Here is a 15,414-nt window from a genome sequence, read left to right as displayed (position 1 = left end):
CACTGAAAAATATGTTACATTCCGCAGCCTTATTTTGTGGCGAAAGATTAGAGCAGTAGATGAAAAAGCAGCGTGCCTTTCTGAAATGGGCTGGGGGTAAATATAGCCTAGTAGAAGACATTCAACGTCATCTACCAGAGGCTTGTGAGCTCGTGGAGCCTTTTGTTGGCGCAGGTTCGGTTTTTCTGAATACGGATTTTGAGCGCTATCTGCTGGCGGACATCAATCCGGATCTGATCAATTTCTACAATTTGCTGAAAGTGCAACCACAGCATTATATTGCGGAATCTAAGCGTTGGTTTGTGCCAGAAAATAACCGCAAAGAAGCCTATCTCGACATTCGTAAGCAGTTTAACCAGAGCGATGATGTGATGTTTCGCTCGTTGGCTTTCTTGTATATGAACCGCTTTGGCTTTAACGGCCTGTGCCGTTACAACAAAAAAGGCGGGTTCAATGTACCGTTTGGTTCCTACAAAAAACCCTATTTCCCAGAGCAAGAACTCGAGTTTTTTGCTGAAAAAGCGCAGCGTGCGACGTTTATTTGTGCCTCTTACGGTGAAACGTTTGCCCGTGCGCAAAGCGATAGTGTGATTTATTGTGATCCTCCCTACGCACCGCTATCGACCACCGCCAATTTTACCTCTTATGCCGGTAATGGTTTTACGCTAGATGATCAAGCGGCGTTAGCCGATATCGCCGAGAAAACCGCCAAGGAACGTGGGATTTCGGTACTGATCTCTAACCACGATACCACTCACACTCGACGCTTGTATCGCGGAGCACAGCTCAATGTGGTCAAGGCCAATCGCACGATCAGTCGTAATGGCGCAGGGCGCAATAAAGTGGATGAACTGTTAGCGTTATTCACCCCGACTCTTCCAAAGAATCCGTGATCTTGTGGGCTAAGCGGCAGATTTCACCGCTTAGCGGCAAGCTGTGCGCTAGGATCTCATCACGAGCTTAGGTAGAATGGCGGCCACATTGTGTTCAGCTCGCATTCCATTCCACATGAGGTCGGTATGAAAGATTTTCTCATTGCTCCATCCATTCTCTCCGCAGATTTTGCTCGTTTAGGTGAAGACGTTGCCAAGGTACTGGCCGCTGGCGCGGATGTGGTGCATTTCGATGTGATGGACAACCACTACGTACCGAACCTGACGTTTGGCGCGCCGATTTGTAAAGCCCTGCGCGATTACGGCATTACGGCTCCGATTGATGTGCATTTGATGGTCAAGCCGGTCGATCGCATCATTCCGGATTTTGCTAAAGCGGGTGCCTCGATGATCACTTTCCACGTCGAAGCGTCAGAACATGTGGATCGTACTTTACAACTGATCAAAGAGTGCGGCTGTCAGGCGGGCGTGGTACTGAATCCTGCGACACCTCTGCACCATCTCGATTACATCATGGATAAAGTCGATTTGATTTTGCTGATGTCGGTGAACCCAGGCTTTGGCGGACAATCTTTCATTCCGCATACCTTAGATAAACTGCGCGCGGTGCGTGAGCGTATTAAGCAAAGCGGCCGCCCAATTCGTTTGGAAATTGATGGTGGTGTGAAAGTGGACAATATCCGTGAAATCGCCGAAGCGGGTGCGGATATGTTTGTCGCAGGCTCGGCGATTTTTGGCCAGCCAGATTACCAAGCGGTGATTGAGCAGATGCGCGCTGAGCTGGCGAAAGCCAAGATTTAATCTGATTTAGGATCGTGTTTTGAAATCCATAAAATTAATTGCTTTTGATTTGGATGGTACGCTGCTCGACAGTGTGCCGGATTTAGCGGTAGCGGCGGATCAAGCGGCCCGTGCGGTGGGTTACCCTGCCGTGAGTGAAGCGCAGGTGCGTGATTATGTCGGCAACGGCGCCGATGTACTGATTGCGCGTGCACTCAGCCAGAGCTTAACAATCAATCCTGAATTAAGCCCAGAGCTACGTGCTCAAGCGCGTCACCTGTTTGATGAGTTTTATGAACAAACGGGGCACAAGCTGAGCCACCTGTACCCTAATGTTAAAACCACGCTTTTAGAGCTGCATCAAGCTGGCTTTATTCTGGCGCTCGTGACCAATAAGCCTTCTAAGTTTGTGCCAGACGTTTTAGAGCAACACGGTATTGCGCACTTTTTTAGTGATGTGATTGGCGGTGATACGTTCCCGAATAAGAAGCCGGATCCGATGGCGCTGAATTGGTTATTAGAGAAACATCAGTTGAACGCTGAGCAAATGTTGATGGTCGGGGATTCGAAAAACGACATTCTGGCGGCAAAAAATGCTGGGTGTTATTCCTTCGGTTTAACCTATGGCTACAACCACGGTGAACCGATTGCCAATGCAGAGCCAGACTTCGTTTCTGATGACATTGGTACTCTGCTTGAAGTGGTGCTCGTTTCGGCGTAAAAGTTGCCGTTCACACTAGTAAAATACTCGTTAATGAGTACACTGCTTGAACCGCGCCGACTCTGTGCGCGGTTTTTGTCACTTTGTTTTGTGTAATTTCAATTTCAGTCACAAGGAAATCAAACCCATGAGCAGACCCATTGTATTGAGTGGTGTTCAACCGTCAGGTGAACTAAGTATCGGTAACTACTTGGGTGCTCTACGTCAATGGCAACAGATGCAAGATGATTATGACTGCCAGTACTGTGTTGTGGATTTGCATGCGATTACGGTTCGTCAAGATCCGAAAGCACTGCATGAAGCGACATTAGATGCTTTGGCTATCTGTCTCGCGGTTGGCGTTGATCCGAAAAAGAGCACGCTATTTGTTCAGTCACACGTACCTGAGCACGCTCAACTCGGTTGGGTTTTGAACTGCTACACCCAAATGGGTGAACTGAGCCGTATGACCCAGTTTAAAGACAAATCGGCACGTTACGCCAACGATGTGAATACCGGTCTGTTTGGTTATCCGGTGCTGATGGCGGCAGATATTCTGCTGTATGGCGCACACCAAGTACCGGTGGGCAGTGACCAGAAACAACATCTGGAACTGGCGCGCGATATCGCCACCCGTTTCAACAATATCTATAGCCCAGAGCAGCCAATTTTCACCATTCCTGAACCTTACATTCCTTCCGTCAATGCGCGGGTAATGAGTCTGCAAGATGCGACTAAGAAAATGTCCAAATCAGACGATAACCGCAAAAACGTGATCACCTTGTTGGAAGATCCGAAATCGATCATCAAGAAGATCAACAAAGCGCAGACTGACGCCGAAACCCCACCGCGTATCGCTTACGATGTTGAAAACAAAGCCGGCATTGCTAACCTGATGGGACTTTACTCGGCCGCAACGGGCAAAACATTTGCTGAGATTGAAGCCCAGTACGCTGGCGTGGAAATGTACGGCCCATTTAAGAAAGATGTGGGTGAGGCGATTGTTGCCATGCTGGAGCCTGTTCAGGCGGAATACCAACGCATTCGTCATGACCGTGAATACCTCAACAGCGTAATGCGTGATGGCGCAGAAAAAGCTTCAGCCAAAGCACTGCAAACTTTGAAAAAAGTGTACGCTGCCGTTGGTTTTGTGGCTCGCCCTTAATCAAGCGATTTTCCCCTGATAAAAATAAAGCTAGGTTTCCTAGCTTTATTTTTATCAGGTAAGCGGTTGGCTGATTTCCCCGCGTGAAGGATTGAAGGCTACACTTTACAACATTGTAACGGTGAAGAGTTTGGTGGATGAGACAACTTTGGTTATGGCTTTTGATTGTTGTTGCGCAGAATGCTTGGGCTGAGCCGCTGCGGATTTGCGTAGGGGACATGAATGTTTGGCCACCTTTTACCTATTGGCAAGGCGAATCAGATCAAGAGAAAGTGGCATCATTAACCGGCTCTGCCACCACGTTGGTGTTGGAAGCGTTACAAGCTCAGCATCTGGATTATCAAATAAACTTCATGCCTTGGGCGCGTATTCAGCATGAGCTGGCCCACGATAGTGGCCGCTGTGACCTGACTTGGGATGCAAGCCATCGCGCGGAACGAGAAGCTTACAGCTATTTTTCTGTGCCGCTTTACACCATACAACTCGGGTATTTCACCTTACCCGAACAACCCAAGGATTTGCAGTCGTCTAAAGACAGTGGGGTTTTGTGTGGGGTAAACGGATTTAACTATGAGCGGTTTGCCTTATCAAGAGAACCTTCGTTGTACTTAAATTCGGTTCAACAAGCACTGAATATGCTGCAAAAAGAGCGCTGTGATTGGTTTGTCAGCGAAATTGAGCCGATTTATGGCGGTATTCAGCTAGGGGTTTATGTGCTGCAGCGCCAAATTATCCACCATTCGCTGGGTAAAAATAAGCAGTACCATGTGCAGGTTCGGCGCAGCTTGCCGAATGCTTTACCTTTGATTAACGGCTTGAACCAATACTTTCTCAATGCCCAAAAAACCGGACATGCACAAACCGTGTTTGACCGTTACCTCTCTTTACCTCTTGCTCACTAATGTCATTTTTTCTCTATGAGAGTTGCCTCTCCTCGTGAAGTGAAATGTTAATCCTATTGAAATCGGATGGTTGCAAAGCCTATTTACTCTGCTTGTTGAAACTTTGCGATGCATTCAAGTATTTGCTCTATTGATGAGATGAATATCTCGATATTAATGCTGAATATTTCCGTGTTGCATGAAAAACAGCAACACTCATCGCGCAAAGTGGTTTTGCTTTAATACAAACAGTGACTCAACACACCCTGTTTGCCAATCGACAATCAAGCAGGGAGGATAAGGTGCATCATGGAAATGAGATCAACCCCGAATTTAACGCGTTCGACTTTAGCTCTGGCTATCAGCTTTGGCTTAGTTGCGCCAACGTATGCCGACGTATTGATTTCTCAATACGTTGAAGGCAGTAGCTTTAATAAAGCGATTGAAATTGCTAACACCTCCGATCAAGCCGTGAGCTTGAATGGCTTCCAATTGGCGATGTCGACCAACGGCAGCGGCACTTGGGATAAAACCTTACCGCTCGATGGTCAAGTGATTGCAGCGCACGATGTGTTGGTACTTGCCCACGGCAGCGCCAACAGTGCGATTCTTGCGACCGCTGATATCACCAACAATACGGTTGTCAACTTTAATGGCAATGATCCGATTGCGCTGCTCAATAGTGATGGCAGTGTGCATGATGTGGTCGGCAATATGGGCGGGGCGGATTTTGCGAAAGACAATACGCTCGCTAGAACGAAACTGACACCAAGCGCCACTTACCAAGCTTCCGATTGGGCGACCCAAGGCAAAGACAATATTGATGGTCTGGGCGCACTGGATACCACCACGCCACCGACTGCCTTCAATTGTACGCTAGATGGGGCTGAGCCAAGCTTTACCACCATCCAACAAATTCAGGGTGAAGGCAGTACTTCTCCCTATATCCAAGGTTATCCCTACATCACCAATGAGGATTTCTTTGTTAAAGGTGTGGTGAGTGCAGTAACGACCGGACTGACTAAAGGCTTCTATCTGCAAGCGCTGGAAGATGACTACAACCCGAACACCTCAGAAGGCCTGTTTGTGTTTACCAACCAAAGCAGTTCGGACTTAGCGCCGGGCGATGTGGTGTGCGTGAAGGGCAAAGTGCAGGAGTATTACAACCTGACGCAGCTCAAAGCGGAAAACAATCAGTGGGTGAAACAAGGTCAGCAAGCTGCGCCACAAGCGCAAGCCATCGAGATCTTGCCTTCGGATGAACACTTTGCCCAGACGCTAGAGCGCTACGAAGGCATGTTGGTGAAAACCACGCCTGAATTGGATATGCGTGTGACTCGCACCTTTGGTTATGACTATGATTCGCGTCGTAACAACATGGTGTTGGCGCAAGGTCGCATCAATATGCAGCCAAACCAGCAGCATCCCGCCGGTTCAGAGCAAGCTTCGCAACAGAAGCTGGATAACGCGCAGCGCCGCTTGTTTGTGGAATCCGATGCCAAAGCAGCTGATGGGCAAATTCCTTATTACCCGACATTTGGCCGCACCGATGTCGATCAAGATGGTTCAACCGAAGACTATATCCGAATTGATGATACGGTTTCGGGCCTCGAAGGGGTTGTGAGCTACAGCTACAACGAATATCGCCTGATTGCGACCAATACCCTTTCGGCGGAAAACTTGGTGCATAACGCGCCGCGTCAAGCTAAGCCAGATATGGATGAAGGTGATTTACGCATTGCCACTTTCAACGTACTCAACTACTTCAACTCGCCGTTTGGTGGTGACGCTAACCAACATGGTGATAACCGTGGTGCCAACAATCTGGCTGAATTTGAAGTGCAGCAAGCCAAGATTGTGAATGCGATTGTGCGCTTGGATGCCGATATCGTGGGTTTGATGGAAATTGAGAACAACGGTTTTGGTGAAGGTTCAGCGATTGCCCAATTGGTTAATCAGATCAATAGCCAAATTGCGGATAAGAAAAAACACTACCGCTTTGTGGCGATTGATTCGAATGGCGATGGCAAAACCGATGCCGCCGATTCACTCGGTACGGATGTGATCACCACTGGTGTCATCTACCGCGATAAAGTGGTGAAGCTGGCGCAAAATCGTGTCATCCCAATGCCAAGCCAGCAAGCACCAGAGGTGGTAGATGCCAATGGTAAAGTGATTGAAGATGGCAAAAACTACCAGCGTGATACGCTTGCCCCAACCTTTAAAGTGAAAGGCGGTAACGAGAAAATCACCGTCGCGGTCAACCACCTCAAATCGAAAGGTTCAGCGTGTTGGGAAGATGCCGCGCCCGTTGAGCAAGGTGGACAAGCAGGCCAAGATTTGGATTACCAAGGTGCGTGTGAAAACTTCCGCGTCGCCGCTGCGGTAGCGTTGGGTGATGCGTTGGCAAAAATCGATGGGCATAAAGTGATTCTCGGTGATATGAACTCGTACGGCATGGAAGATCCTATGCTGGTTTTGACCAACTATACGCCAGAGAAATACGGCAAAACCATTCGCGCGGCACGCAATACTTACATTGCCGGTGTAGAGCAGTTTGGAGATGCAGGCGCAGAGATCAAACACAGCTACGGTTATCTCAACGCGGTTGCCATCAAACATCCAGACAGTTGGAGTTACTCATTTAATGATGAAGTCGGAGCGCTGGATCATCTGTTAGTTAGCCCAAGCCTCAAACACAAGGTCGTGGATGCGACCGATTGGCACATCAACGGTGCTGAGTCGACCTTGTTTGACTACAACGATGAGTTCAAAGGCAACCTGCCGAAATACAAGGATCAGTTCCGCGCGTCGGATCATGATCCTGCGGTATTGGAACTTAACATCTACGGTGGTTCATTCGGTTTAGGCGCATTGCTTGGTCTATTCGGTCTTGGAATGTGGCGTCGCCGTCGCTAGAAAGCAGCATTATCGATAAACAAAAGGCTAGCGTGCGCTAGCCTTTTTACTTTCTTACCTTGATGGGGGGAACTTACTGCGCTTCGTGCAGTACGCTGCCCCACAGGTCATATTCATCGGCGTGTTCAATCACAACGTTGACCAATTCACCCGGTTTCAGGTTGGTTTCACCGTTGAGGTAAACCAAGCCATCGATCTCCGGTGCATCCGCGTAGGTACGGCCGATCGCGCCTTCTTCATCGACTTCATCAATCAGCACTTGCATGGTGCTGCCGATGCGTTTTTGCAGTTTGGCAGCACTGATCTCTTGCTGCACTAGCATAAAGCGCTCGAAACGATCTTGTTTCACGTCTTCTGGGATCTGATCTTCAATCTCATTGGCTGCTGCGCCTTCAACAGGCGAGTACTTAAAGCAGCCCACGCGATCGAGTTGTGCTTCTTTCAGCCAATCCAGCAGGATTTGGAAATCTTCTTCGGTTTCGCCCGGGAAGCCCACGATAAAGGTGGAGCGGATCACGAGCTCTGGGCAGATCTCTCGCCATTTTTTGATGCGCTCTAAAGTGCGCTCCGCTTGCCCCGGACGCTTCATCATTTTCAGAACACGAGGGCTGGCGTGTTGGAATGGAATATCCAAGTAAGGCAGCACTTTTCCTTGTGCCATCAATGGGATGATTTCATCCACATGTGGGTAAGGGTAAACGTAGTGCAGACGAACCCAAATGCCCATCTTGCCCAGCTCTTCACTGAGCGCTTTGATGTTATGGCGCACCGGTGAACCGTTGGCAAAACCTAGGCTGTGTTTGGTATCCACGCCGTAAGCACTGGTGTCTTGGCTGATCACGAGCAGCTCTTTCACGCCAGCGTTTTTCAGGCGTTCCGCTTCACCAATAATTTCACCTACAGGGCGGCTGACTAAGTCACCACGCATTGATGGAATGATGCAGAAAGTACAACGGTGGTTACAACCTTCAGAAATTTTTAGGTAGGCGTAATGCTTGGGTGTCAGTTTTACCCCGTGATCAGGCACTAGACTGGTAAACGGGTTGTGCGCTGGTTTTGGCGCGTATTGGTGTACATGCTCCAACACGTTTTGATAAGCGTGTGGGCCTGTAATACCGAGTACGTTCGGGTGTACTTGGCGAATTTCATCCTCACGTGCACCTAGGCAGCCGGTCACAATGACTTTGCCATTTTCTTTCAACGCTTCGCCAATGGTATCCAGAGATTCTTGTACCGCACTGTCGATAAAACCACAGGTGTTGACGATCACCACATCAGAATCGTGGTAGCTGTTGACGATCTCATAACCTTCGGTACGCAGTTGGGTCAGAATGCGTTCTGAGTCCACTAAGTTTTTTGGGCAACCTAAGGAAACAAAACCAATTTTATTGCCAGTCGTTTGGCTGCCTTGGCTTTGCTCTGCGATGGTTTTTTTCGCCGTTTCCAGAGTCGTGGTTTGATTTGGCGTAAAAGTCTGAACTGTCATTGCTCTGTGTGCTACCTAATTATGTTTATTCGCCCGCTGATTCGATGTTGCAAACGTAGGCAACAGAGAACGTGAGCGGGGTCTAAAAAGTCGGCGAATTATAACTGACGAGAAAAAATTGAATAGAGGCGAAGTGGAAAAAATGAACAAAAAACGGACAAAAAAGGAGGCGGCGAAATGCCGCCTCAAGTTGAGGACAACGCATTGCTATTTTGTTCGATGAATTCCTACCGCACCCATGATGTATTTTTCATAAATTGGCTCGCTAGTCCCGTGTTTGACCTTATAAATGAAGTATTTTTCAACGGCGATTTTCGCGATGTGTACCCATTGTCCCATCGAGGTCCAGTTAGTATTGCGTGGAGGATTTTGTGGTAGCGCCACAAACGCAGCACCTTTATCGCCCATATCGGCAAGACACACCGCATTCAGGGTTGGGCGGGTGGCCATCGGTTCGCCTCTTTCCAAGCTGAGAATATTCTCCACAATACTGGTGGTCATGGATTCAATCATAAAGCCGGTTTTGGGCGCGCCGACAGGGACTGGCGTTTCTTCTAACGGAGGAATGGCAACGCAAACCCCAGCGGCAAAAATATCGCGGTAGGTAGGGTTACATTGGAACTCATCAGTGAAGACAAAACCTTTCGGGTTACACAGTTTCGGCACCGCCGCAATCGCGGGTGAGCCTTTGAAAGGCGGCAAGAACATCGCCATTTTGAAGGGTAGATGGTGTTCAAAATCCACTTCGCCTTTGCGGTTTAGCTCCTCAAAATGCGCGGTATCGGGATCGAAGCTGGTGGTTCGAGCGTTGCAAATCCATTTGATACCACGGTCACGGAACTCATGTTCCATCAGTGCTTTCGAGTCGCCGACGCCACCCAACCCCATATGGCCGACATACGGTTCGCTCGTGACAAAGGTGATTGGAACTTTGTCGCGGATTTTCAGTTTACGCAGTTGACTCTCTAAGGTGAGAATATATTCGTACGCAGGACCAAAGCAGCTCGCGCCTTGCATCGCCCCAACCAATACCGGACCGGGGTTTTCGATTAACGCTTGGTAAGCTTCATAGGCTTTTACGGCATGATCCACCGTGCAGATTGATTGAGTATATCCCGTTTCTGGTCCTGCTCCCGGAACGGTTTCAAAGGCCAGTTTAGGGCCTGTGCAGATGACTAAGTAGTCGTAACTATAGTGGGTACCATCACCCGCGAGTAGGGTTTTTTCATCGGGTAAGATTTGCGTGACCCCTGATGGGTTAAAAGGGATTTTGAATTTTTTAGCGTAAGGCGTGAGATCCAAAACGACTTGTTCTTTGGTTCTTTCTCCCAAGGCAACCCAAGGGTTGGAAGGAATAAAGTGAAACTCGTTGTGTTCATTGATCAAGATGACTTCATGATCTTTTGGGAGTTTTTGTCGTAACTCGTAAACGACTGACATCCCCCCTAAGCCTGCACCGATCACTATGGTTCTTTTCATGGTTGCCCCCTAATGGATTTAAGACTTATCTATATTAGTTAAGACTAAATTAATGCTAGTCGATATTAGCCAGGTCGCCATAAAGAAAATGCAGATCAGTGAGTTCCGTCATTTCGACAGCATCAAGTGACTTAAAGTGTAGGTGGCTATTTAATGTTTTATGTGTGATTGATTTCATATTTTCCTTTAGTAATCAATGAAATTTCAGCAGAGCTGTTGGGGGCGATGAGGAGGTTTAGATTGAAAGTGTGGGTGAGATTCGTAGAATGCCACTGATTTCCCGTCACCAAGAAGGATGCTTATGCTACTGATGATCGATAACTACGATTCATTCACCTACAACTTGTACCAATACTTTTGTGAGTTAGGGGCGCAGGTTAAAGTGGTGCGCAATGATGAGATCGATCTGGATGGGATCCGTGCTCTGGCTCCGACACATTTGGTGATTTCTCCGGGACCATGCACGCCTAATGAAGCGGGGATCTCACTCGCGGCGATTGAAGCATTTGCAGGACAACTGCCCATCCTTGGCGTTTGTTTAGGGCATCAAGCCATTGCCCAAGCATTTGGTGGGCAAGTGGTACGTGCTCGGCAAGTGATGCACGGCAAAACCTCACCCATTCGTCATACGGGGCAAGGCTTATTTAGCGGATTGAATAACCCGCTAACGGTGACGCGTTACCATTCCTTAGTAGTGAAAAATGACACTCTGCCTGAGTGCTTTGAGTTGACCGCATGGACTGAGCTCAGTGATGGCCGCATTGATGAAATCATGGGCTTCCAACATAAAACTTTAGCGCTTGAGGCCGTGCAGTTTCACCCTGAGTCAATTAAGACTGAGCAAGGTCACCAATTGCTCGCTAATTTTTTACGCCGCTAAGCATTTTGCACGCAAAGTACCGTTTGAGTGATTCTGACCGCGATCACTTTTTTCGCTTTCTATCAAATATTTATCTGTGATTGGCAAGTTTTTACGCTTATTCATAGTGAATTGTGCTGTCTTTGCCAGTCCTTGATTTTCCTACCTCATCCATTCATTTCTTATTTCCTTATAAAAATCACTTCATAATTAATCTGTTTTGTTGCATAAATACTCGTTCGTGGTGTGGTGTTTATGGCATTGTCCTGTACATACGAGATAATCCACCATTGAAATGGTTAAATAAATGTAAATACAATGCTGCAAATGATTTAAGGAAATTCATAATCTAACACAGAGCCATTTTGTGGAAGAATCGCTTATCTCAGAGCATGCGGTATCGAGAGGGAATGGGAATGACGGTGGAAATGAGTGTGGATCGTGGTTCGTTTGATGAGGTGATGGTGCCTTGTTACAACCCGATGGAGTTTATTCCGGTAAAAGGTTTTGGGTCACGTATTTGGGATCAGCAGGGTCACGAATACATCGATTTTGCAGGTGGTATTGCGGTGAGCTGCTTGGGGCATTGCCATCCTGTGATGGTGCAAGCGCTGACCACCCAAGCCAATAAGCTGTGGCATTTAAGCAACGTAATGACTAACGAGCCAGCACTGCGTTTGGCGAAAAAACTGACTCAGGTGAGTTTCGCTGAAAAGGTCTTTTTTGCGAACTCTGGTGCTGAAGCCAACGAAGCGGCGCTCAAACTGGCACGCCGTTATGCAGCTGATGTGTATGGTCCTGAGAAATCAGAGATTATTGCCTTTAATCAAGGTTTCCACGGTCGTACTTTCTTTACCGTGTCAGTTGGTGGCCAAGCCACTTATTCCGATGGTTTTGGTCCTAAACCGGGCGATATCGTGCACCTGCCTTATAACGATCTGGCTGCACTGCAAGCGCAGATTTCGGATCGCACTTGTGCTGTGATGATGGAGCCGCTGCAAGGTGAGGGCGGTATTGTTTCTCCGAGTGCTGAATTTGTTCAAGCCGTACGTGAGCTGTGTGACAAACACAATGCGCTACTGATTTTTGATGAAGTGCAGACGGGGAATGGCCGTACTGGTGATTTCTATGCTTACCAAGGGATTGGTGTGACGCCAGATATTCTGGCGACCGCGAAATCACTCGGTGGTGGTTTCCCGATCGGCGCCATGTTGACCACTGCGAAAGTTGCTGAGCACATGAAAGTCGGCGTGCACGGCTCGACTTATGGCGGTAACCCATTGGCGTGCGCCGTGGCAGAAGCCGTGGTGGATTTCGTCGCTCAGCCGGAAATTCTCGCCGGTGTGAAGCAGCGTGAGCAGTGGATGCGCGCAGAGCTCTCCAAGCTCAATGATAAGTACCATATTTTCAAAGAGATCCGCGGTAAAGGCTTATTGCTTGGCGCGGCACTCAACGATGAATGGCAAGGCCGTGCGCGTGACATTCTGGTTGCCGCAGGCAAGCAAGGTTTGATGGTGTTGGTGGCGGGGGCGAGTGTAGTTCGTTTCACTCCGTCACTTATCATCAGCCAACAAGAAATAGAAGAAGGTATGGCTCGCTTAGACAAAGCGATCGCCACACTGATGTGATAGCCACGAGCTTGTTGCCCAAGCTCTAAATGATGAACCACGGAGGTTCGTCGCTATCACTGACTGCATTAGGGTGAACGGAGACATCGGTTCGCCCTAATGTGGAGAATACGCATCGGGAGGGAGTAAAGATGCTGGTTGTTCGTCCGATTAGCCTGGCTGACTACGAGGCGTTGCATACTTGCGCTGTCGAGTCTGGTCATGGCTTCACCTCATTACCTGTAGATCAAGAGCTACTGACCAATCGCATTACCCATTCAGAGTACAGCTTCATTAAACCGAGTGTCACCGCGCCGGGCGATGAAGGCTATTTGATGGTGGGAGTGGATAGCGAAACCGGACAAGTAGCGGGTACCACGGGTATTGAAGCTTCTATTGGTTGGGATGTGCCGTTTTATTCCTATCACATCAGTACCATAGTGCACTCTTCGCCCAAATTGGGCGTCAACAATGTGGTGAAGTTGCTGACGTTTGGTAACAACTACACCGGATGTAGCGAAATCTGCACTCTGTTTTTGCGCCCACAGTTTCGCCAAGGCTTGAATGGACGTTTAATGTCGAAATGCCGTTTTTTGATGATGGCAGAACACCCGCATCGCTTTTCAAAAACCATTTTTGCCGAGATGCGTGGCGTTTCGGATGCCGATGGTAACTCGCCATTCTGGAAATGGCTGCAAGAGCACTTTTTCTCAATCGATTTTACTTTGGCCGACTATCTCACAGGGATCGGTAAGAAAGGGTTTATTGCTGACTTGATGCCTAAATTGCCAATTTACGTCAACTTGTTGAGTAAAGAAGCGCAAGCCGTGATAGGGCAAGTGCATGAAAACACGCGGCCAGCCTTGGTATTGCTTGAGAAAGAGGGCTTCACCTGCCGCAATTATGTCGACATTTTTGATGCAGGCCCAACCGTTGAATGTGAGCTGAGTAATATCGAATCGGTGCGTCACTCGGTGCGTGCGATTGTCGAAGTGGCGGAGCACTCAAGTTCGCAGAATTTTATTATGTGTAACACCTCGTTTGAAAACTTCCGTGCTACCGCCGCCAAGGCCGCATACAGCCAAGAAGAGAACGTGGTGATCATCTCTCCCAAAGTGGCAGCAGCATTAGAAGTGAGCACGGGAGATTATTTACGGATTTTGGCGCAGTAGGGGATAACCATGACACATTGGATAGCCGGTGAATGGGTTGCGGGTACGGGTGACAAGCTAGAATCGCATACCCCTTATAGCCATGAGCTTTTATGGCAAGGAAACAGCGCCAGTGGCGAGCAAGTGGAAGCGGCGGTGAATGCTGCTCGCCGAGCATTCGTGGACTGGAAAAAATGCCCATTTGCCGAACGTGAACAGAAGGTGCTGGCTTTTGCGGAATTGGTGAAAGCCAACAGCGAACAGATTGCGCAAGTGATTGCTAAAGAGACGGGGAAGCCTTTGTGGGAAACGCGCACGGAAGCGGCTTCAATTGCTGGAAAAATCGCAATTTCGATTCGTGCTTATCATGAGCGTACCGGTGAAACCGTGCGTGAAGCGGCGGGTAATCAACTGGTATTACGTCATCGTCCTCTGGGCGTAATGGCGGTGTTCGGGCCGTATAACTTCCCCGGCCATTTGCCGAATGGACACATAGTGCCTGCTCTGCTGGCGGGCAATACCGTGGTGTTTAAGCCTTCTGAACAAACCCCGTGGACGGGGGAAGTGTTGATGCGCTTGTGGCAACAGGCTGGCTTGCCTGCTGGCGTCATCAATCTAGTACAAGGCTCAAAAGAAACAGGAATCGCACTAGCGCAATCACGCGGGATAGATGGTTTGCTGTTTACCGGTAGTGCGAATACGGGGCATCTGCTGCATCGGCAATTTGCTGGTCAGCCGGACAAAATGCTGGCACTGGAAATGGGCGGCAACAATCCGATGTTGATTTCAGAGCACTATGGCGATCTGGATGCGACGGTTTACACCATTATTCAATCGGCGTTTATCAGCAGTGGCCAGCGTTGCACCTGTGCGCGCCGCTTGTATGTCCCGAGCGGGACGAAAGGCGATGCGCTGCTCGAAAGATTGGTATCTGTGACGGCTAAGCTGCGCATTGATCAGCCATTTGCTGAACCGGCACCCTTTATGGGGCCGTTAGTTTCTGAGGCTGCGGCACAAGCGATCCTCAATGCGCAATCCCATCTACAAGCGTTAGGCGGTAAAAGTCTGCTTGAAGCTCGCGCTTTGCATGCGGCGTTTATCACTCCGGCCATCATCGATGTTACCGCGATTGAGTTTTTACCGGATGATGAATATTTCGGGCCTTTGCTGCAAGTGGTGCGTTACCAAACCTTGGCGCAAGCGGTCGAGCTTGCTAATGACACCCGCTTTGGCTTATCCGCCGGACTCGTCTCGACTGACGATGACGAGTGGGATTACTTTGTCGATCATATTCGTGCGGGCATCGTCAATCGTAACCGCCAATTAACCGGAGCCAGTGGTGATGCACCGTTTGGTGGCCCAGGAGCGTCGGGCAACTTACGCCCTAGCGCTTTCTATGCTGCTGATTATTGCGCTTACCCGATGGCTTCTATGGAAGGGGAGGCAACTCAGTTGCCCGCCACCTTGAGCCCAGGAATTGAACTTTAATCATAA

12 protein-coding genes are annotated in these 15,414 nt (G+C 48.9%); 10 read left to right on the top strand and 2 right to left on the bottom strand.

Annotated elements, in window-relative coordinates; genetic code table 11:
• Window positions 1-59 precede the first annotated feature (59 nt).
• From MKA69_RS03165 to xds, 6 genes are all read left to right on the top strand, one after another.
• Window positions 60-893 carry a Dam family site-specific DNA-(adenine-N6)-methyltransferase gene (locus MKA69_RS03165; RefSeq protein ID WP_305847488.1) on the top strand — a complete coding sequence of 278 codons (834 nt, stop codon included), beginning with the start codon at window positions 60-62 and terminating at the stop codon, window positions 891-893.
• A 126-nt stretch (window positions 894-1,019) separates the two neighbouring features.
• Entirely contained in the window at window positions 1,020-1,694 is a 675-nt protein-coding gene (gene rpe, locus MKA69_RS03160; protein WP_000651336.1) for a ribulose-phosphate 3-epimerase, read from the top strand.
• A 19-nt stretch (window positions 1,695-1,713) separates the two neighbouring features.
• Window positions 1,714-2,394 carry a phosphoglycolate phosphatase gene (locus MKA69_RS03155; protein ID WP_113590941.1) on the top strand — a complete coding sequence of 227 codons (681 nt, stop codon included), beginning with the start codon at window positions 1,714-1,716 and terminating at the stop codon, window positions 2,392-2,394.
• A gap of 127 nt (window positions 2,395-2,521) precedes the next feature.
• Window positions 2,522-3,538, top strand: coding sequence for a tryptophan--tRNA ligase (gene trpS, locus MKA69_RS03150; protein ID WP_305847487.1), 1,017 nt, complete (start codon window positions 2,522-2,524; stop codon window positions 3,536-3,538).
• A gap of 137 nt (window positions 3,539-3,675) precedes the next feature.
• On the top strand, window positions 3,676-4,440 hold the full coding sequence (locus MKA69_RS03145) for an ABC transporter substrate-binding protein (RefSeq protein WP_001249577.1): 765 nt from the start codon (window positions 3,676-3,678) through the stop codon (window positions 4,438-4,440).
• A 288-nt stretch (window positions 4,441-4,728) separates the two neighbouring features.
• Window positions 4,729-7,338 carry a GlyGly-anchored extracellular endonuclease Xds gene (gene xds / locus MKA69_RS03140; protein WP_305847486.1) on the top strand — a complete coding sequence of 870 codons (2,610 nt, stop codon included), beginning with the start codon at window positions 4,729-4,731 and terminating at the stop codon, window positions 7,336-7,338.
• A gap of 73 nt (window positions 7,339-7,411) precedes the next feature.
• On the opposite strand, the gene rimO is transcribed toward xds, so the two are convergent.
• Together rimO and MKA69_RS03130 are read right to left on the bottom strand one after the other, a co-directional pair.
• Entirely contained in the window at window positions 7,412-8,824 is a 1,413-nt protein-coding gene (gene rimO, locus MKA69_RS03135; protein ID WP_305847485.1) for a 30S ribosomal protein S12 methylthiotransferase RimO, read from the bottom strand.
• A 207-nt stretch (window positions 8,825-9,031) separates the two neighbouring features.
• The gene (locus MKA69_RS03130; protein ID WP_305847484.1) at window positions 9,032-10,303 is read right to left on the bottom strand and encodes an NAD(P)/FAD-dependent oxidoreductase; all 1,272 of its coding nucleotides are present in this window, start codon (window positions 10,301-10,303) and stop codon (window positions 9,032-9,034) included.
• Between the two features lie 301 nt (window positions 10,304-10,604).
• Between MKA69_RS03130 and MKA69_RS03125 the strand changes: the two genes are divergently transcribed.
• The 4 genes from MKA69_RS03125 (at window position 10,605) to astD (ending at window position 15,408) form a co-directional block, all read left to right on the top strand.
• Entirely contained in the window at window positions 10,605-11,183 is a 579-nt protein-coding gene (locus tag MKA69_RS03125) for an aminodeoxychorismate/anthranilate synthase component II (protein ID WP_055029212.1), read from the top strand.
• Window positions 11,184-11,578: 395 nt separating this feature from the next.
• Entirely contained in the window at window positions 11,579-12,790 is a 1,212-nt protein-coding gene (locus tag MKA69_RS03120) for an aspartate aminotransferase family protein (protein ID WP_000215473.1), read from the top strand.
• A gap of 131 nt (window positions 12,791-12,921) precedes the next feature.
• A complete protein-coding gene (gene astA, locus MKA69_RS03115; protein ID WP_000962038.1) occupies window positions 12,922-13,941 on the top strand; it encodes an arginine N-succinyltransferase in 1,020 nt (339 codons plus the stop codon).
• Window positions 13,942-13,950: 9 nt separating this feature from the next.
• Window positions 13,951-15,408: a succinylglutamate-semialdehyde dehydrogenase gene (gene astD, locus MKA69_RS03110; RefSeq protein ID WP_305847483.1), complete on the top strand. Its 1,458-nt coding sequence runs from the start codon at window positions 13,951-13,953 to the stop codon at window positions 15,406-15,408.
• Window positions 15,409-15,414: the final 6 nt, after the last annotated feature.

Source organism: Vibrio sp. AH4, assembly GCF_030710545.1.
GTDB lineage: Bacteria > Pseudomonadota > Gammaproteobacteria > Enterobacterales > Vibrionaceae > Vibrio > Vibrio metoecus.
This window is presented reverse-complemented; position numbering and strand designations above follow the sequence as displayed.